Below are 18547 nucleotides of genomic sequence, written 5' to 3'. Positions count from 1 at the left end.
CACTCCTCGCGTCAGCCACTGTCGTCCTTTCGGCTGCCGACTGCGGGGCTCGCAAGCTCACTCCTCGCGTCAGCCACGGAGCATCTCCGCCACGAGGAAGGCCAGCTCCAGCGACTGCTGGGTGTTCAGCCGCGGGTCGCAGGCGGTCTCGTACCGGTCGGGCAGGTCGAGGTCCTCGATGCCCTGGGCGCCGCCGAGGCACTCGGTGACGTCCTCACCGGTCAACTCGACGTGGATGCCACCGGGGTGGGTGTCCAGGCCCCGGTGCACCTCGAAGTAACCGAGCACCTCGTCGACGATCCGGTCGAAGTGCCGCGTCTTGTAGCCGTTGGACGACTCGTGGGTGTTGCCGTGCATCGGGTCGCACTGCCAGACCACCTTGGCGCCGGCGGCGGTGACCTTGGACACGATCGGTGGCAGGGCGTCGCGGACCCGGTGGTTGCCCATCCGGCTGATCAGCGTGAGCCGGCCGGGGACATTGTCCGGGTTGAGCTTCTCGCACAGCTCGATCGCCTCGTCCGGTGAGGTCGTCGGGCCGAGCTTGACGCCGATCGGGTTGGCGATCCGGGAGATGAAGTCGATGTGCGCGCCGGTGATCTGCCGGGTGCGTTCGCCGACCCAGAGGAAGTGCCCGGACAGCCCGTACGCCCGGCGGTCGGAGACCCGGGTGAGCGCCCGGTCGTACTCCAGGGCCAGGGCCTCGTGGGAGCAGTAGAGGGTGACGGTCCGCAGCGCCTCGTCGTCGGTCATCCCGCAGGCCCGGATGAAGGCCAACGCGCGGTCGATCTCCCGGGCGATCGCCTCGTAGCGCTCCCCCGCCGGAGAGGTCCGCACGAAGCCCTTGTTCCAGTCGTGCACGGCGTGCAGGTCGGCGAGCCCACCGGCGAGGTACGCCCGCAGCATGTTCATCGCGGCGGCCGAGTTGGCGTACGCCCGGATCATGCGCTGCGGGTCGGCGACGCGGGCGGCGGGATCGGCCTCCAGCGAGTTGATCATGTCGCCGCGGTACGCGGGCAGGCCCCGCGCGTCGGTCGGCAGTGAGCGCGGCTTGGTGTACTGGCCGGCGACCCGGGCGACCTTGACCACCGGCAGCGACGCGCCGTAGGTGAGCACGATCGCCATCTGCAACAGGGTGCGGGCGTTGGCCAGCAGGTGGCTCTCGGTGTTGTCGGCGAAGGTCTCGGCGCAGTCACCGCCCTGGAGCAGGAACGCCTTGCCCTCGCAGACCAGCGCCAGCTTCTGCCGGAGCTGGTCCACCTCGTAGGGCGCGACGACCGACGGCACGGTGTCGAGCACCTTGCAGACCTCGGCGACGGCGGCCGGGTCGGACCACGGTGGGACCTGCTCGCGGGGCAGCTCCCGCCAGCGGTCCAGGCCGAGGGCGGCGTCCTCGGCGGAGTCGACGGTCGGACGGCTGGTCTGCAGGCCCGGGCTACCCACCGCGGGATGGCTCAGCTGATGCCACTCATGGCGCATGAGAGAAAGCGTACGGCGACCGCGCGTGTGACCGGGCGGCGAGGGTGACGGTTCCGGCAAGTGGGAGGTCGATCCCACCCACCTCGGTCAGGACGCGGGTGAGGGGGACGCGGGTGAAGGGCTGGTGGCCGGGTTGCCGCCCGGCGCCTCACTCGCGATGCACCAGTCGCCGCCGTCCCGCGTGACGGTGAACACCAGCGGGCGGGTGACCTTGCTCTTGCCGGCGGTGACCGAGACCGAGACGCTGACCTCCTGGCCGCGCTGACCGGACCGGACGTCGGTAATGGTCGCCTGGGGCACCTTGAAGTGGTCGGCGAAGTCGCCGTTGGGACCCGTGGCCGCGGCGTCGAACCCGGCGTGCAACACCGCGCAGAGCTGACTGCGGCCGGCGGCGACGTCCTTGGCGGTCATCGCGTCGAGGTACGCCTGCACGCGCTCACGGGACCGGGTGGCGGCCTCGTCGGCGGGCGCCCGCTGGGGCGTGACGGTCTGCTCGTCGGCGTCGTCGCCGCCGCTCGCGCAGCCGGCGAGGGCGGCCGGGAGCAGCACGAACGCGGCGGCGGTCATCGCCAGCCCACGGTGGGTCGCGCGCATGACCACCTCCGTCGAACGGGAAATCGAGACCTGCCGAGCCGCGAGTCTGCCATATCGGACCCGACCCGCCCAAGGCCGGCGGCCCGGCCGACGCGTGGCGTCGACCGGGCCGCTACGGCACGGGCGGGAAGGGGCGGTGCGGGCCCCTTCCCGCCGTGTGGGTGGTGCATCGGCCCTCGGCTCAGCCGAGACCGCCCTTGATGGCGCCGATGAGCTCGCCGTTGCTGGTGTCGCCGGAGAGCTCCCAGAAGAACGCGCCACCGAGGCCCTGGTTGTTCGCGTACGTCATCTTGCCGTTGATGGTCGACGGGGTGTCGTAGCTCCACCAGTTGCTGCCGCACTTGGCGTACGCGGTGCCGGCGATCGTGCCGGTGGCCGGGCAGGTGTTCTTGAGGACCTTGTAGTCCTCGATGCCCGCCTCGTAGGTGCCCGGCGCCGCCCCGGTGGCGCTGCCGCCCGGCGCGGCCTGGGTGACGCCCGTCCAGCCCCGGCCGTAGAAGCCGATGCCGAGCAGCAGCTTGCTGGACGGGATGCCCTTGCTCTTGAGCTTCTGGATGGCCGCGTCGGAGTTGAAGCCCTGCTGCGGGATCCCGGTGTACGACGTCAGCGGCGAGTGCGGGGCGGTGGGCCCCTGCGCGTTGAACGCGCCGAAGTAGTCGTACGTCATCGGCATGAGCCAGTTGAGGTTGCCGATCGCGCCGGCGTAGTCGGTGGCGTCGATCTTGCCGCCGTTGCTGCCGTCCGCGGTGATCGCCGCGGTCACCAGAGCGCTGGAGCCAAACTTCGACCGCAGCGCGCCGATCACGTTCTTGAACGCGTTCGGGCCGCTGGTGTCACAGCTCAGACCGCAGGCGTTGGGGTACTCCCAGTCGACGTCGATGCCGTCGAACACGTCCGCCCAGCGGGGGTCCTCGACGAGGTTGTAGCAGCTCTCGGCGAACGCGGCCGGGTTCTGCGCGGCCTGGGTGAAGCCGCCGGACCACGTCCAGCCACCGAACGACCAGATGACCTTGAGGTGCGGGTTGAGCGCCTTGAGCTTGCGCAGCTGGTTGAAGCTGCCGCGCAGCGGCTGGTCCCAGGTGTCGGCGACACCGTCCACGCTCTCCGCCGCCGTGTACGCCTTGTCGTAGTCGGCGTACGGGTCACCGATGGTGCAGCGACCACCCGTGGTGTTGCCGAAGGCGTACAGGATGTGGGTCAGCTTGGCGGCCGAGCCGCTGGTCTGGATGTTCTTGACGTGGTAGTTGCGCCCGTAGACGCCCCACTCGGCGAAGTAGCCGACGACCTTCTTACCGCCCGTGTTGGGCGGCGGGGTGGTGGTCGGGGGCGCGGTGGTCGGCGGCGCCGTCGTGGGCGGCGCGGTGGTCGGGGGTGCCGTGGTCGGCGGCGCCGTCGTGGTCGGCGGGGTCGTCGGGGTGCCGCCGCCGCATGCAGCGCCGTTGACGGTGCAGTTCAGTGGCGCCTTGTACGCGCCGGTGCCGTTGTAGCCCCAGCTGAACGAGGCACCGGGCGCGAGCCCACCGGCCCAGCTCTTCTTGACCGCGACGTAGTGGTTGCCGCTGCTGGTGACGTCGGCGTCCCACGCGCTGCTGATGGTGGTGCCCGACGGCAGGTCGAACTCGATGCGCCAGGTGGCGACCGTGGCGCTGGTGCCGTTGGTCACGGTCACCTTCGCCTCGTGACCGGTCCCCCAGTCCTGCGCCTTGGCGAACGTGGTGGTGACCGTGCCGGCGCCGAACGCGGTCGTCATCGGCACCGCCGCGACGGTCACGGCGACCACGGCGCCGGCCCAGAGGGCCCGGCGGAGCGATCTTTTCATGAGGCGTCTCCCGAACTGTTAGGAAACTTTCCAAAAGAGATGGTGAGACGGTACTCACACCGTCATCACTCCGTCAAGATGTCCATGTTTCGATTTCCGCTGGTGCGCGGAACGGGCCCGCCACGCCCTGCCCGGGCGACCCCACACCTGGCGCGTAGCCTCGGGCCATGACCGTCTTCGACATCCCGATCGGCGCCCTCAACGGCGGCCCCGCGGACCTCGCCCGCTACCGCGAAAAGGCGCTGCTGGTCGTCAACGTCGCCTCCCGCTGCGGCCTCACCCCGCAGTACGCCGGCCTCCAGCACCTCGCCGACACGTACGCCGAGCGCGGCCTCGTCGTGCTCGGCGTGCCGTGCAACCAGTTCGCCGGGCAGGAGCCGGGCAACGCTGCCGAGATCAGCGACTTCTGCCAGGTCAACTACGGCGTGACGTTTCCGCTGACCGAGAAGGTCGACGTCAACGGGCCCGACCGGCACCCGCTCTACGCGGCGCTGGTGGACACCCCGGACGCCGACGGGCACACCGGGGACGTCCGCTGGAACTTCGAGAAGTTCCTGGTGGCGCCGGATGGCACGGTCGCCGGCCGCTTCGCCCCGACGGTCGAGCCCGACGACCTCCGCACCCCCATCGAAAAGATCCTCCCCGCCTGACAGCCTCCGGTCCGGCCCACCCCGCCCCGGCCACCCCGCCCCCGGCCACCGCCCTCGGTCCGGTGATCAAGAGGTTCGCGTCAGGAATCGGCCGATCGGTGACGCGAACCTCTTGATCACCGGGGCAGGGCGGTCACCGGGGCAGGGCGGTCACCGGGGCAGGGCGGTCACCGGGGCAGGGCGGTCAGCGGGGCAGGGTCACCGGAGGGTGGTACGTGGGTGGGAGCCGGTCGGGCGACGACCGTCCGCAGTACGTTGTGCCGTAACCGGGACAACTCCGCGCATCGGCCGGAATGCGTCGTGGGTGGACGGAGTTGGGAAGAAACATGACAACTGTGGGACTGATCGGCAGTGGCAATATCGGCGGCACCGTCGCCCGGCTGGCCGTGGCCGCCGGCTACGACGTGGTGCTGAGCAACTCGCGCGGGCCGGAGACGCTCACCGACCTGGTCGACGAACTGGGCGAGCGGGCCAGCGCCGGCACGTCGCAGGACGCGGCGCAGGTCGGCGACCTGGTGGTGGTCACCGTGCCGCTCAGGGCGTACCGGGCGGTGCCCGTTGAGCCACTGGCCGGCAAGGTCGTCATCGACACCAACAACTATTACCCGGAGCGTGACGGGAACTTCCCCGAGCTGGACTCGGGCGAGACCACCAGCAGCGAACTCCTGCAGCGGCACCTGCCGGAGTCGCGGGTGGTCAAGGTCTTCAACAACATCTACTTCGCGGGCCTGGCCGCGCTCGCCCGGCCGTCCGGCGCCGCCGACCGCAGCGCTCTCGCGATCGCCGGCGACGACGCTGCCGCGAAGGCCGAGGTCACGGCCTTCCTCGACCGGATCGGGTACGACGCGGTCGACGTCGGCCCGCTCGCGGAGGGCTGGCGCTACCAGCCGGACACCCCGGCGTACGGCACGCTCTACTCCGCCACCCCGACCGACTGGGCGCACCCGGCGCCGGGCGACGCCGAGAAGCTGCGCACGGCCCTGGCCGCCGCCACCCGCTGAGCACGCGCCGCCCTCCGGTGACCGCCTACCGGGTGGCCCTCCGGAGGGCGGCGGCCAGTTCGTCGTCGTAACTGGCGATCGGCTGACCGTCGACGTCGTACGCCACCAGCCGACCCTGCGCCATGCTGGCCGACCGGAACGAGAACGTCCGCGTGCCGGGATAGGCCGCCAGCAGGGGGATGCTGCGGGGTGCGCCGCCCGGGGCGGAGTAGTACTCCAGTCGGGCCACCCGATCCGAGACCACACCGTTGACCCGTACCTTGGTCTTCTCCGCCCGGGTACCGAACGTGACCGGCGCGTCGGTGGCGTAGGCCGCGCACTCGGCCGGACCCCGGCAGACGAAGAAGTATCGCGGGTTGGCCACGTCGTCGAGGGCGTACGCCTTGAACGTCGGGTCCGCCCCGGCGGGCAGCGGTTGTACGGCGAAGAAGGCGAGAGCCACCGCGGACGTGACACCCACCCGCAGCCAGGCCCGCCGAGCGGCGGGGCGACGGCTGCCCCGCGCGGCGGCGACCGCGACACCGCCGAAGCCGACCAGGCACAGCAGGCACGTGCCGACGGTGCGGGCGTTCTCGAACAGGAACTGCACGCCCGGACGCGCCGACACCGGCCCGAGGACCGCCCCGAGCGAGACGACCATGGCGGCGAGCAGCGCCGCGCCGGCCACCCGCTGGGTGACGCCGGACGCGCCGACCAGCAGCATCGCGGCGAGCACCGGCCACACCTGGTGGTGGGTCCAGGACACCGGGGACGCGGCCACCGTGGCGCAGCCCACGAGCACGGCGGCGTGACCGGGGCGGGCCCGCGCGGCCAACTGGCGGGCGCGAAGGAGCGCCACCCCGCAGATCACCGCGACCAGAGCGGCCCAGAGCACGGGCAGGGTCGCCTCGTCGACCCCGACGCGCAACAGCATCCCGTGCACCGACTGGTTGCCCAGCGAGGCCAGGTTGCCGATCCGTGAGGTCTGCCGGACGGCCTCGGTCCAGTAGATCCAACTCTCGCCGGGCAGCACGAGCGCCGCCAGCCCGGCGCAGGCCACGAAGGTCGCCACGGCACGCCCGGCGTCGCGGTAGCGCCCGGTGGCGAGGAAGTAGACGACGAACAGCAGCGGGGTCAGCTTGATCGCCGCCGCCACTCCGACGAGCACTCCCCGCAGCCGTGGCGGGACTACGCCCATGCCGTCCAGCAGCGCCAGCAGCACGACGAAGATGCTGACCTGCCCGAACCGCAGGTTGCTCTGCACCGGCGCCGAGAGCATCAGGACCGTGGCGGCCACCGCGACGACCAACGGGCGGCGGGACCGATCGGCGCTCAGCGCGACACCGACCATCCCGGCGACGGCGACGACCGCCGCGCACGTCGCGACCAGCCAGATCCCCTGGAGTACGCCCTCACCCACGAGGGTGATCGGTCCCAGCACGAGAGCGGCGAACGGCGGGTAGGTGAACGGGCCGCCGTTCGCGGCGCGGTACTCGTACAGCGGCCGGCCGGCGTGCAGTTCGGACAGTGCGCCGTAGTAGATGTGCAGGTCGGAGAGGCGATCGTCGCGGGTCGACACGAGCACACAGGACACCGTCGCGACGACGACGAAGACCGCCCAGACCAGCGCCACGCGTCGATCCCGCATCGCCCGAGAATAGGCGAACGAGGCGAGCGACGGCCCCGCCTGCGGTCAAGATCCGCGCAACTTCCCTGTAGTTGCCGTCTCGGCCCGGCCTGAGGCAGCAGTTTCCCCGAACTTGCGCGGATCTTGCTTGTCAATCCCCTGGCACGGCGGCGATCGGCGGGTTCCGGCGAGGAGAAACATCGCGTGTACAACTTGCGCGAGAGTCTCACGCACGGGACTCTGTCGGTGGGTTGCCGCCCGCTCACCGAACGTGCCTCGGAGGCGACATGCACACGCTCCGTACCGCGTCCCGCCGGCTGCTGGCCGGTGCCGGCGCGCTCCTGCTCGGCACCTCCCTCGCTGCCGCGATCCCGGCGTCGGCCGGCGCGGCCAGCGTCGGGTACGTCCGACTGGCCCACCTCTCCCCCGACACACCGGCGGTGGACGTCTACCTCGCCGCCCCCGACGCCGCGAAGCCGAGGGTCTTTCCCGGCGTCGGCTACGGCGTCGTCTCCGACTATCTCCAGTTGCCTCCGGGCCGGTACGCGGTGGCGATGCGCGAGGCGGGCACGCCTGCCAGCGATCCGCCGGTGCTCACCACCGAGGTCGCGGTGCGAAGTGGCGACGCGTACACGGTGGCCGGTGTCGGGCGGCACGCCGACCTGGGGCTGCGGGTGCTCACCGACGACCTGAGCGCTCCCACGCAGGGCCGGGCCAAGGTGCGCGTCGTGCAGGCGTCGGTGCGTACCCCCGTCCTCGACGTGGCCGCCCCGGACGGCCCGAGGATCGCCGACGGCGTGCAGTTCGCCACCACCACCGACTACCAACAGGTGGAGCCGGGCACCTGGAAGCTGCGGCTGACCGGCGCGGGCGGTCCGAGCACCGACGCCGAGGTGCGGCTCACCGGCGGCGCCGTCTACTCGCTGCTGGTCCTCGACGACAAGCAGGGTGGGCTCAGCGCCGAGCTGCGCCAGGACGCCGAGGGCGGCACCGTCGTACCGGCGGGTGGGGTGGAGACCGGCGCGGGTGGCACGGCCGGGCGTGGGCTCGGGGCGTACCCCCTGGTGGCCGGCGCGGTGGCCGCGGGGGCCGTGGTGGCGAGCCTCCTGCTCTGGCGTCGGCGGCGGCGCATCACCTGGTGAGCATCGGGCCCGCCATCCGACGGCACCGCGACCGTCGGGCGCCGCTGGCCGCGCTGGTCGCGGCCGGCGCGGCGGTCTGCCTGGCCGCCGGCAGCGGCGTCGGGCTCGCGACGACCGGGCCGCCTGCGGTCGCGACCTGGCACCCCGGCTGCGCCGACGGCTGCGCGTCGGTGGCCGCGTCGCCGCGACCACAGGGTCCACCCACGCGGGTACGGGTGCCGCGCATCGGCGTCGACTCGGCGCTCACGGTGCTGGGCCTGGACCGCGCGGGCGCGCTCGTTCCGCCGGCCGACTTCGACACGGCCGGCTGGTACGGGGGCGGCCCCGCCCCCGGCGACACCGGTCCGGCCGTGCTCGCCGGGCACCTGGACTCGCGCCGCGGCCCGGCGGTCTTCGCCCGGCTCGACGAGCTGCGCTCCGGCGACCGCGTCCAGGTGTGGCGCGACGGGCGGTGGCTGTCGTTCCGGGTGACCGGGTCGCTGCGCACCCGCAAGGACGAGTTCCCGACGGCCACGGTCTACGGCCCGACACCCGGGCCGGAGCTGCGCCTCGTCACCTGCGGGGGCGACTTCGACCGGCGGCGCGGGCACTACCGGGACAACGTGGTGGTGTTCGCGGTCCTCGACGCCCCCGGGCCGGTCCTGCCGACGTCCACGGCGGGTTGAGGGTTTGATCGACTCGGGTTCCAGGAAATCGTGGCATCCGACGCAAGCGGACACCGCGGTTTCCATGAACCCGAATGGATCAACACCCCGGCGGCGCGGCGGCGCGGCCCGGTCAGAGCGGGCGACGGCCGGCGAAGCCGCACTCGGCGCGGTGGTACCACCGCACGTCCGAGTCGCCCTCCAGCCAGCACCAGAGCACGGCGCGGCCCTCGCGCTCGCCCGGGAAGTCGAGCAGCACCGGCGCGATGCCCTTGACCTGGATCTCGTGCTGGTGCAGCTCGTCGACGACGGCGTGCAGTCGGGCCTCCAGCCCCTTGACCTCGGCCAGCCCGCCGAGCGCGCTGACGCCGTGGTCGGCCAGGTCGACGCGCAGCTCGGCCAGGTCAGCGCGGACACGGATCAGCTCGTCGACACGCGGCTGCAGGGTGGCCACCAGGTGCCGGGCCTGGGCGAGAGTGAACACGCCGCCAGTATGCGCCACCTACCGCGCCGCAGTGACCCCGCTCGGCGTGGTCAGTCGGCCTGGGCGGCGAGCTCGCGGGCGCGGTCCCGGGCCGCCTCCAGCGCGGCGAGCAGCGCCGCGCGGACGCCGTGCTTCTCCAGCTCACGGATCGCGGAGATGGTCGTGCCCGCGGGCGAGGTGACCGCCTCACGCAGCTTGACCGGGTGCTCGCCGGAGTCGCGCAGCATCACGGCGGACCCGATGGCGGTCTGCACGATCAGCTCGTGCGCCACCTGGCGCGGCAGACCGAGCAGGATCCCGGCGTCGATCATGGCTTCCACCAGCAGGTAGAAGTAGGCCGGGCCGGAGCCGGAGAGCGCGGTGACCGCGTCCTGCTGCGACTCGGGCACCCGGATGGTCTGACCGAGGGGCTTGAACATCTCCTCGGCGAGGCTCAGATGCGCACCGGTGGCGTACTCGCCGGCGGAGATGGCCGTCATCGCCTCGTCGACCAGCGCCGGAGTGTTGGTCATGACCCGGACCACGGGGGTGCCGTCGGGCAGCCGGCGGTTGAAGAAGCTGGTGGGCAGCCCGGCGCAGAGCGAGATGACCAGCTTGTCGGCGGGTACCTTCGGGCCGATCTCGTCCAGCAGCGCGGCGGCGTCCTGGGGCTTGACCGAGACGGCGAGCACGGCCGCCTCGTCGACGGCGGTCAGGTTGTCGACCACCCGGACGCCGTAGCGGGCGGTCAGCTCCTCGGCGCGGGCCGGTCGGCGGGCGGTGGCGAGCAGCCGCTCCACCGGCCATCCGGAGCGCAGCAGCCCGGAGAGCATCAGCTCACCGATCTTGCCCGCGCCGATCACCGCGACCGTGTGCACGTCGGTGGACATGTCGGCCCGTACCCCCTCGCGTCGGATCGCGGCACGGCGGACCCGAAAGGCCCGCCGTGCCGTCGACCTGTCGATCAGCTGCCGAAGAAGACCTCGGCCTCTTGGTACCGCTCCAGCGGCACGGTCTTCAGCTCGCGGGTGGCCTCGGCGAGGGGCACCCGGACGATGTCGGTGCTCTGCATCGCGACCATCTTGCCCCAGTCGCCGTCGTTGGCGGCGTCGATGGCCTGCAGGCCGAGGCGGGTGGCGAGGACCCGGTCGAAGGCGGTCGGGGTGCCACCGCGCTGGATGTGACCCAGCACCACGGTGCGGGCCTCCTTGCCGGTCTTGGCCTCCAGCTGCTCGGCGAGCCACTGGCCGATGCCGCCGAGGCGGACGTGGCCGAACGCGTCCAGCTCCTGGTTGTGCAGCACCATCTGGCCGTCGAGCGGCTGGGCGCCCTCGGCGACCACGACGATCGGGGCGTACTGGTGCTGGAAGCGCTTCTCGACGTAGCCGGCGACCTGCTCGACGTCGAACTGCCGCTCGGGCAGCAGGATCACGTTCGCGCCACCGGCCAGGCCGGCGTGCAGGGCGATCCAGCCGGCGTGCCGGCCCATGACCTCGACGACCAGGGTGCGGTGGTGGCTCTCCGCGGTCGTGTGCAGGCGGTCGATGGCCTCCATCGCGATGTTGACCGCGGTGTCGAAGCCGAAGGTGTAGTCGGTGGCGCCGAGGTCGTTGTCGATCGTCTTCGGCACACCGATGACGTTCACGCCCAGCTCGTGCAGCTTGGTGGCCACGCCGAGGGTGTCCTCGCCGCCGATCGCGATCAGCGCGTCCACGCCCTGCTCGGCGAGGTTGTCCTTGATCCGCTCGACGCCGTTCTCGATCTTGAACGGGTTGGTGCGGGACGAGCCGAGGATGGTGCCGCCCCGGGGCAGGATGCCGCGCACGTCGGCGATGCCCAGCGGGCGGGACAGACCCTCCAGCGGGCCCTTCCAGCCGTCCCGGAAGCCCACGAACTCGTGACCGTAAGTGGCGACGCCCTTGCGGACCACCGCCCGGATGACCGCGTTGAGACCGGGGCAGTCGCCGCCGCCGGTGAGCACGCCGATACGCATGATCCGCTCATCCTCCTGGAGCATCAGGTAAAGCCCGATATGCCCCAGGGTATGTGTCAGGTCAGACCATCGGCGCCGTTGCCGGCCCGGGGCGGGCCGTCACTGCGCACTGTAGTCGGCCTGCGCGCGCGACGACAGCGCGCCCCGGGGGCGGCGGCTCAGTAGGTCACCTCACGGTTCTCGCCGGGTGACGGCGGACGGCCGGTGACGGCGGCCTTGGCGAAGCCGAGGAGGTTGACCACGGTGCTGCTCGGCGAGTCCCAGTACTCGGCGGAGCTGGCGTGCACCTTGATCAGGGTCAGGCCGGGAGTGTCCAGCCCGTCCGGGAACCAGGTCTTGAGCAGTGGTTTCCAGAGCCGCTTCGCGCGCTCGGTGTCGGAACTCTCACTGGCGGTCCCCGACACCGAGACCCAGGAGTTGTGCCTCTGGTCGGAGAAGGCGACGTTGACCTCCGGATTCACCCGGATCTGGCGCAGTTTGGCCGAGTCGGTGTAGGCGAAGAACCAGAGGTCCCCGTCGAACTCGGCCTCCTGCAGCCCCATCGGCCGGCTCACCTGCCGCCCGTCCAGCGCGATGGTGGTGAGCATGCAGATCCGCGCGGCGCGGATCAGTTCGGTGACCCGCGCCCGGGCGTCGGTGACGCTGGTCGGATCGTTGCTCATGGCAATCTCCCTCGGCTCGGCTGACGAACCGTTGCCCGGGACAGAACCGGTCAAACCTACAGACGTATGACCATCGCTCAGCGCGCCGTCATCGCCCGCCAGCGGGCCAGGTTGTGCCGGGCGTCGACCAGGGCGTCGTGCCGGGCCGCGTCCGCGTCCGGCAGGGCCGGCCGGCCCCGGTCGTCCCAGAGCTGCCGCAGATCCTTCGTGAACCGGGGAATCTCCCGGGGCAGCGCCGGCATCGCCCCCCAGAGCTGGGCGAGGACCACATGGTCGTACGCCGCGTACCAGGCCCACAGCTCCAACTGCTCGGCCGGCCGGTCCCGGACGGGCTCCATGAGGAAGTCGTACAGATCGTCGCGGATGCGCTCCCGCGAGCGCCAGGCCCGGTCGGCCGGCGACGGCAGCCGGTCCAGGACGTTACGGCGGACCCAGGGCACGGCTCGGGAGTCGTCGAACTCGGTGGAGACCGCGTAGAACTCGCGGCCGTTCTCGTCGACGACACCGATCGAGACGAGGTCGACGATCCGGCCGTCCTCGATGAACTCGCAGTCGTAGAAGTAGCGGTAGACCATTCCGGACATCCTCACCCACCGCCGTCCGTCGGCGCGCGGCGGGGCCGGGTGCGAGCCCGGCCGGTCCGCCGTGGGCCGGCGGCGACCCGGGCCGCCGACGCCGCTCTGGCGACGCCCCCGGGGGTACGCCGCAGCTCGCGACGGTCACGGAAGTGCTTCGAGGGGTGTACAGCAAGCGACCGGACCGTCATGATCTGATGTGTACCGCTACCGGATGCCGAACCGGTGTCAGTTCACCTCGTCAGGGCCATCAGGTTCACCCGGTGAGCGATTGTGTGGTCCATGACCGGGGAGGGGTTGGGCCGTGGAGATGCGCCTGCCGGAGCCGGGTGACGCGCTCACGGGTGTCGAGATGTTCGCTGGCCTGGAGCCCGAGGTGCGGCAGCGTGTCATCGCGGCCGCCGTTCCGCGCACCTACCGCAAGGGTCAGCTGCTGTTCGTCGAGAACGACCCGGGCGAGTCGCTCATCGTGCTGCGTCGGGGCGCGGTCGCCGTGTTCCGCACCGCGCCGACCGGCGAGCGGGCGGTTCTGTCGGTGATCCGTCCGCCGGACGTGCTGGGCGAGGTCTCCCTGCTGGACGCCTCCACGCGCTCCGCGTCGGCCGAGGCCATCGAGGACTGCGCGGCGCTCGCGCTCTCCCGGGGCGCGTTCATGGAGCTGGTGCACTCCAACCCACGCATCCTGGACGCGGTGATGCGGTCGCTGGGCGGGTTGATCCGCCGGCTCACCGAGCAGAACGCCGACCACGTCTTCCTCGACCTGCCGGGCCGGGTCGCCAAGACGCTGGTCCGGCTGGCCGGCGAGAGCCAGGCGCCGATGATCACGATCGAGTTGAACCAGAGCCAGTTGGCCGAGATGGCGGGCGGTTCCCGGCAGAGCGTCAACCAGGCCATCGGTTCCTTTGCCAGCCGCGGCTGGCTGCGGACCGAGGGGCGCCGGATCGTCGTCACCGACGTCGCCGCGCTGCGCCGCCGGGCGGGCATGAACGACCGCTGAGCTGCCCCGCCGTCCCCGACGCGGGTTCCTACATCCACAACGGCCGGGCCGCCCGTGGGCGGCCCGGCCGATGCGCTGTGTCACCGAAGTGCGGTTCAGACTCCGGGGCTGCCCGGGCCGGCCCACTTGTTCGGGCCCTTGCTGTCGCCGCCCGAGCCGGTGGACTGCTCGCTGACGATCCCCTCGGCCTGCAGCGTGGCGAGCGTGGCCGCGTCGACGTCCACGGACTCGCCCGCCGAGTGACTGACGCCCTTGCCGTCGGTCCAGTCACTCTCCAGCTTGACGTACACCATTGACCTGTCCCCCTCTGGTCGCTGATCGAAGATGTGGCGGACTGAATGTAGTCGCTCAAGCCGTTGGTGGACTGTCCACAAACCAACAGGCCGGTACCCGACAGCCCTTCCGGCGGCGATACTCCTTGCGGGCGGCGGCGCTGGGGGCGTGGCCGGTATCGCCAGTGGAGGGTGTGTCATCGCCGCGCAGTGTGGGCGCTGTGGACGCACGGCCGCCGACGGGGACCGCTTCTGCGGTGGCTGCGGCGCCGAGCTGGGTGCTGTCTGCCCGCACTGCCTGCGTCCGCTCGCCTCGGACGTCGCGTTCTGCACCTCGTGCGGGTCGCCCCGGCCGGGCACGGACCGGACCGCCGCGGTCGCGCCCCAGGAGGACCGCCGGCGGGTGAGCGTGCTCTTCGTCGACCTCATCGACTTCACCCCGTACGTCGAGCGCGCCGATCCGGAGCAGGTCCGCGGCATGCAGACGGGCTTCTTCTCGGCAGCCCGCCGGGTGGTCGGCCAGTACGGCGGGGTGGTGGAGAAGTACATCGGTGACGCCGTGATGGCGCTCTTCGGCGCGCCGATCGCCACCGAGACCGACGCGCTGCGCTGCGTACGGGCGGGGCTGGAGCTGCAACGGGTGCTCACCCGGTTCGCGCCGACGGGCAGCACCGAGATGCGCTTCCGGGTGGGGGTGGCCACCGGTGAGGCCCTGGTCGACGTGGCCGCCGCCCGCGACGGTGGGCAGGCCATCGTGGCCGGTGACGTGGTGAACACCGCCTCGCGGATGCAATCGGTCGCGCCGCCCGGCGGGGTGCTGGTCTGTGGCACCACGCACGCCCTGACCAAGGACGCGATCCGCTACGAGGAGCAGCCCCCGGTCACCCTGCGCGGGCGCTCCTCCCCCACCGAGGTGTGGCTCGCCCTGTCCCCGCTGCGCCGTCAGCCCACCGACCGGGAGCCGGACACCACGCCCCTGGTGGACCGCGAGCACGAGCTGGGGATGCTGGTCAACGCCCTGCACCGGTCGCTGCGCGACCGGCTGCCCCAGGTGGTGACGATCTTCGGCCGGGCCGGGATCGGCAAGAGCCGGCTGCTACGCGAGCTGTACCGGCACACCGGCCGGCTGGTGGACGAGCCGCTGACGTGGCGGACGGGACGCTGCCCGCCGTTCGGCGAGAACGTCACGTTCGCCGCGCTCGCCGACATCGTCAAGTCCGAGGCCGGCATCCTGGACACCGACCCGGCCGCCAGCGCGGCCCAGCGGCTGGGCACCGCCGTCGGGGAGCTGATCGGGCCGGGTGAGCGCGACCGGGTGGTCGACGCGCTGCGTCCGCTGGTCGGACTGCCCGGCACGCCGCTGCCGGCGGAGGAGGCGGAGTCGGCGTGGCGGCGGTTCCTGCTGGCGTTGGCGGCCCGCCGCCCCACCGTGCTGGTCTTCGAGGACCTGCACTGGGCCGACGACGCGATGCTGCGCTTCGTGGAGCTGCTCGGGGCGGCGGCTCGCGAGGTGCCCCTCCTGCTGCTGTGCACCGCTCGTCCGGAGCTGGTCGACCGGGACCCGAGCTGGGCCGGGACGATCACGGGTTCGGTGACCATCACCCTGCCGCCGCTGCGCGACACCGGCATCGCCGCCCTGTACGCGCACCTGTTCGGTCAGGCGGCGTTCTCCGCCGAGATGCTGACGCCGCTCATCGAGGTGGCCGGCGGCAACCCCCTCTACGCGCACGAGTACGTCCGGATGCTGATCGAGCAGGGCGCGCTGCGCCAGTCCGGGCGGGGCTGGTCGTTGGACAAGCAGCTCGAACTGACCATGCCGGAGAGCGTGCACTCGGTCATCGCCAACCGGGTGGACCTGCTGGACGCCAAGGACCGAGCGGTGCTGCTCGCCGCCTCGGTGGTCGGGGTGCAGTTCTGGCCGGGCGCGGTGGCCGCCGCGCTGGGGCAGCCGGTCGAGTCGGTCGAGCGCGCGTTGCGCCGCCTCGAACAGCGCGACTTCGTGCACGAGCAGGCCGCCTCGACGATGGCCGGGCAGGCCGAGTTCCGGTTCCGGCACGTGCTGGTACGCGACGTCTGCTACCAGCGGCTGCCCCGCACCGAGCGGGTGGCACGGCACGAGCGGGCCGCGGACTGGCTCGACGCGCTGTCGCAGAGCCGCGACACCGACCTGGCCGAGGTCCTCGCCCACCACCGCTGGGCGGCCCACGAGATCGCGCGGTCTCTCGGCATGCAGATGCAGCGGTACGCGGGACCGGCACGACAGGCGCTGCACCGGGCGGCCCGCCGGGCGTACGCCCTGCACGGGCTGGACGCGGCGGCGAGCCACGCCGGCCGGGCGCTCGGCCTGGCCGACGACAGCGACCCGGTGGGCCGGCTGCAACTGGAGCTGCTGAGCACGGAGATCTCGTTCTACCGGGACGGCAACGAGTTCCTCTCCGGCGGCGGGCCGGAGCAGGTGCACGCGCTGGCCGACCGGCTGGCGGCGCACGGCGACGACGCGTGCGCCGCGCGGGCGTGGACGCTGCTCGGCCAGGCGGCGTGGCTGCGCGCCGACCGGGGTGAGGCGCTGGCCTGCCTGGATCGCGCGGTCCAACTGTTCGACCAGCTACCGGACAGCCCGCAGAAGGCCGACGCGTACGCCGAGCTGGGCCGCCTGCACATGCTCAACTACGAGCGCGACCCGGCGGTGTCGGCGGCGGACACCGCGGCGGAGATCGCGGAGCGGCTGGGCCTGACCGAGACGCGGACCAACGCGCGGATCACCGCGGCCACGGCGCGCTACCAGGCCGGCGACCGGATCGGCCTGGACGAGTTGCACGCCATCGTCGAGTTCAGCCGGGCCGGTCAGCTGCTCGCGCTGCCCCGGGCCACGCAGAACCTGGCCTGGGCCATCCGCGAGGAGGGCGACTGGCTGCGCTCGGACGCCCTGCTCTCGGCTGCTCCGGCGCGGACGGCCAGCGGGCAGACGCTGACCACCAGCTATTCGGCCGAGGCGATGCGGGCCTGGTTCGAGGGTGACTTCGGCCGGCTGCTCGCCGCGGCGGAGGCGTTCGTGGACACGCCGACCGGTAGCTGGGACATGCAGGTGCGGGGGCTGCGGTGCTGCCTGCTCGTGCTGCGCGACGACGAGGACCCGGCCGACCTGGCGCACGCGCTGGCCACCGCCCGGCGCAGCGGCTTCCACCGGCTGCGCTGGACGATGCTGGGCATGGCGGCGCTGTGCCGGGCGTTGCAGGAGCGCCACGCCGAGGCGGCGGAGCTGATCGACGAGCTGGAACGGTCCTGGTCGGCGGTGCCGGCGCTGGCCAGCGGGGAGTGGATCGCCGCGGCCGCGTACGCCGGCGCCCTGGCCGGCCGGGACGCCGCGGTGCGGGTCCGGGCGATGCTGGACCGGGTCGGACATCGGACGCCGTGGTCGGAGGCGGCGTTGCGGACGGTGACCGCGGCGGTGGCGGCGGCCGACGGCGACCACCGGCGCGCGGCCGAGCTGCACCTGGCCGCCGCCGAGACGTACGGGCGGATTCCGGACGCGAGCGACCGGGTGTTGGCGCTGGCGCTGGCGGCCTCGGAGCTGACCCGGGCGGGTGACCCGGCGGGTGCCCGGGTGCCCCGCGCCGAGGTGCGCACGTTCGCGCTGCGCAACGACGCGCCGGGTCTGCTGGCGCTGACCGGGCGGCCGATCAGCCCGACCGGACCGGCGGTCGCCTGTTGAGACTCAGGCGGCGACTGCCGTCTTGAGCTTCTGCGCGTAGATGTCGACGTACTCGCGGCCGGAGAGTTCCATCACCTCGTACATGATCTCGTCGGTGACCGCACGCTCGACGAACCGGTCGCCGGCCAGGCCCGCGTAGCGGGAGAAGTCCAGCGGGGCGCCGAAGCGGACCCGCACCTGGCCGAAACGGGGAATCAGCCGGCCGGGCGGCTGGAGCTCGTCGGCGTTGAGCATCGCCACCGGGACCACCACCGCGCCGCTCTCCAGGGCCAGCCGGGCCACCCCGGTCTTGCCCCGGTAGAGCCGCCCGTCCGGGGAGCGGGTGCCCTCGGGGTAGATGCCGGCCACACCTTGGGCGCGCAGCACCCGCAACTGGGTGTCCAGCGCGGCGCGGGCGGCCTGGCCGCCGGAGCGGTCCACCGGGATGGTGCCGGTGCCGACGAAGAACATCTTCGTCAACCAGCCCTTGATTCCCTTGCCGGTGAAGTACTCGGCCTTGGCCACGAAGGTGACCCTCCGCGAGACGATCAACGGGATGAAGATCGAGTCGAAGAAGGAGAGGTGATTGCTGGCCAGGATCACCGGGCCGGTCGCCGGCACGTGGCGCAGCCCCTCCACCCGCGGGCGGAAGATCAGCTTGAGCAGCGGACCGAGGATCACGTGCTTCAACAGCCAGTAGAGCACCGGCGTCCTTTCCGAGGGGGCCGCGACAGCGCCGGCCGTCATCCCCGTGGAGCCTACGAAGCGAGCGCGTCCACCACAACGGACGGACGCTCACCGCCACGACGCGGCGGACGCGGTCGCCACGGCACCCAGGGACCACCTGGCGGGCCGGCGTGCGCAATATCAGGGTTCTTGCCGCTTCCCACCCGCCGGTGGCAGCAACAACAGGGAAACTGCTCGGCTCTTGGCAGGCGACCGCGCGGTCACTGCCGCCTTGG

Annotated in this window: 17 protein-coding genes; 6 read left to right on the top strand and 11 right to left on the bottom strand. The window is 72.4% G+C overall.

Going from position 1 to position 18547, the window contains the following annotated elements; all coding sequences use genetic code 11:
* Positions 1 to 69: 69 nt before the first annotated feature.
* From ACIA3K_RS04390 to ACIA3K_RS04380, 3 genes are all read right to left on the bottom strand, one after another.
* On the bottom strand, positions 70 to 1476 hold the full coding sequence (locus tag ACIA3K_RS04390) for a class II 3-deoxy-7-phosphoheptulonate synthase (RefSeq protein WP_396799159.1): 1407 nt from the start codon (positions 1474 to 1476) through the stop codon (positions 70 to 72).
* An 87-nt stretch (positions 1477 to 1563) separates the two neighbouring features.
* Entirely contained in the window at positions 1564 to 2070 is a 507-nt protein-coding gene (locus ACIA3K_RS04385) for a hypothetical protein (RefSeq protein WP_396799158.1), read from the bottom strand.
* A 181-nt stretch (positions 2071 to 2251) separates the two neighbouring features.
* Positions 2252 to 3889: a glycosyl hydrolase family 18 protein gene (locus tag ACIA3K_RS04380; RefSeq protein WP_396799157.1), complete on the bottom strand. Its 1638-nt coding sequence runs from the start codon at positions 3887 to 3889 to the stop codon at positions 2252 to 2254.
* Between the two features lie 167 nt (positions 3890 to 4056).
* On the opposite strand from ACIA3K_RS04380, the gene ACIA3K_RS04375 reads away from it, so the two are divergent.
* Together ACIA3K_RS04375 and ACIA3K_RS04370 are read left to right on the top strand one after the other, a co-directional pair.
* Positions 4057 to 4539 carry a glutathione peroxidase gene (locus ACIA3K_RS04375; RefSeq protein WP_396799155.1) on the top strand — a complete coding sequence of 161 codons (483 nt, stop codon included), beginning with the start codon at positions 4057 to 4059 and terminating at the stop codon, positions 4537 to 4539.
* A 326-nt stretch (positions 4540 to 4865) separates the two neighbouring features.
* Positions 4866 to 5540: an NADPH-dependent F420 reductase gene (locus ACIA3K_RS04370; protein WP_396799154.1), complete on the top strand. Its 675-nt coding sequence runs from the start codon at positions 4866 to 4868 to the stop codon at positions 5538 to 5540.
* 25 nt (positions 5541 to 5565) lie between these two features.
* Here ACIA3K_RS04370 and ACIA3K_RS04365 read toward each other — a convergent pair whose 3' ends face one another.
* Positions 5566 to 7167 (bottom strand): glycosyltransferase 87 family protein, encoded by a 1602-nt coding sequence (locus ACIA3K_RS04365; protein WP_396799153.1) that lies wholly within the window; start codon positions 7165 to 7167, stop codon positions 5566 to 5568.
* A gap of 266 nt (positions 7168 to 7433) precedes the next feature.
* On the opposite strand from ACIA3K_RS04365, the gene ACIA3K_RS04360 reads away from it, so the two are divergent.
* A complete protein-coding gene (locus ACIA3K_RS04360; protein WP_396799152.1) occupies positions 7434 to 8288 on the top strand; it encodes a DUF4397 domain-containing protein in 855 nt (284 codons plus the stop codon).
* Complete coding sequence (locus ACIA3K_RS04355; RefSeq protein WP_396799151.1) at positions 8285 to 8953, top strand: class F sortase; 669 nt, start codon at positions 8285 to 8287, stop codon at positions 8951 to 8953. The genes ACIA3K_RS04360 and ACIA3K_RS04355 overlap by 4 nt, the downstream gene beginning before the upstream one ends.
* Positions 8954 to 9065: 112 nt before the next feature.
* Here ACIA3K_RS04355 and ACIA3K_RS04350 read toward each other — a convergent pair whose 3' ends face one another.
* The 5 genes from ACIA3K_RS04350 to ACIA3K_RS04330 all read right to left on the bottom strand — a co-directional run bounded on the left by ACIA3K_RS04350 (position 9066) and on the right by ACIA3K_RS04330 (position 12625).
* Positions 9066 to 9416, bottom strand: a complete 351-nt coding sequence (locus ACIA3K_RS04350) for a DUF2203 domain-containing protein (RefSeq protein ID WP_355049422.1) — start codon at positions 9414 to 9416, stop codon at positions 9066 to 9068.
* A gap of 50 nt (positions 9417 to 9466) precedes the next feature.
* Positions 9467 to 10285: a pyrroline-5-carboxylate reductase gene (gene proC / locus ACIA3K_RS04345; protein ID WP_396799150.1), complete on the bottom strand. Its 819-nt coding sequence runs from the start codon at positions 10283 to 10285 to the stop codon at positions 9467 to 9469.
* Between the two features lie 74 nt (positions 10286 to 10359).
* Positions 10360 to 11388 (bottom strand): 6-phosphofructokinase, encoded by a 1029-nt coding sequence (locus ACIA3K_RS04340; protein WP_355049614.1) that lies wholly within the window; start codon positions 11386 to 11388, stop codon positions 10360 to 10362.
* 158 nt (positions 11389 to 11546) lie between these two features.
* Positions 11547 to 12050 carry a pyridoxamine 5'-phosphate oxidase family protein gene (locus tag ACIA3K_RS04335; RefSeq protein ID WP_396799149.1) on the bottom strand — a complete coding sequence of 168 codons (504 nt, stop codon included), beginning with the start codon at positions 12048 to 12050 and terminating at the stop codon, positions 11547 to 11549.
* Positions 12051 to 12127: 77 nt separating this feature from the next.
* The gene (locus tag ACIA3K_RS04330) at positions 12128 to 12625 is read right to left on the bottom strand and encodes a polyadenylate-specific 3'-exoribonuclease AS (protein WP_357127315.1); all 498 of its coding nucleotides are present in this window, start codon (positions 12623 to 12625) and stop codon (positions 12128 to 12130) included.
* Between the two features lie 304 nt (positions 12626 to 12929).
* On the opposite strand from ACIA3K_RS04330, the gene ACIA3K_RS04325 reads away from it, so the two are divergent.
* On the top strand, positions 12930 to 13622 hold the full coding sequence (locus ACIA3K_RS04325) for a Crp/Fnr family transcriptional regulator (protein WP_007463121.1): 693 nt from the start codon (positions 12930 to 12932) through the stop codon (positions 13620 to 13622).
* Between the two features lie 95 nt (positions 13623 to 13717).
* Here ACIA3K_RS04325 and ACIA3K_RS04320 read toward each other — a convergent pair whose 3' ends face one another.
* On the bottom strand, positions 13718 to 13915 hold the full coding sequence (locus ACIA3K_RS04320) for a hypothetical protein (RefSeq protein ID WP_357126810.1): 198 nt from the start codon (positions 13913 to 13915) through the stop codon (positions 13718 to 13720).
* A gap of 148 nt (positions 13916 to 14063) precedes the next feature.
* On the opposite strand from ACIA3K_RS04320, the gene ACIA3K_RS04315 reads away from it, so the two are divergent.
* Positions 14064 to 17606 (top strand): ATP-binding protein, encoded by a 3543-nt coding sequence (locus tag ACIA3K_RS04315; RefSeq protein ID WP_396799148.1) that lies wholly within the window; start codon positions 14064 to 14066, stop codon positions 17604 to 17606.
* Positions 17607 to 17609: 3 nt separating this feature from the next.
* Here ACIA3K_RS04315 and ACIA3K_RS04310 read toward each other — a convergent pair whose 3' ends face one another.
* The gene (locus ACIA3K_RS04310) at positions 17610 to 18290 is read right to left on the bottom strand and encodes a lysophospholipid acyltransferase family protein (RefSeq protein WP_396799364.1); all 681 of its coding nucleotides are present in this window, start codon (positions 18288 to 18290) and stop codon (positions 17610 to 17612) included.
* Positions 18291 to 18547 lie beyond the last annotated feature (257 nt).

Source organism: Micromonospora sp. NPDC051543 (assembly GCF_044454415.1).
Classification (GTDB): Bacteria; Actinomycetota; Actinomycetes; order Mycobacteriales; family Micromonosporaceae; genus Micromonospora.
Note: the sequence above shows the minus strand (reverse complement) of the source record. Positions and strands in the feature narration are given on the sequence as shown.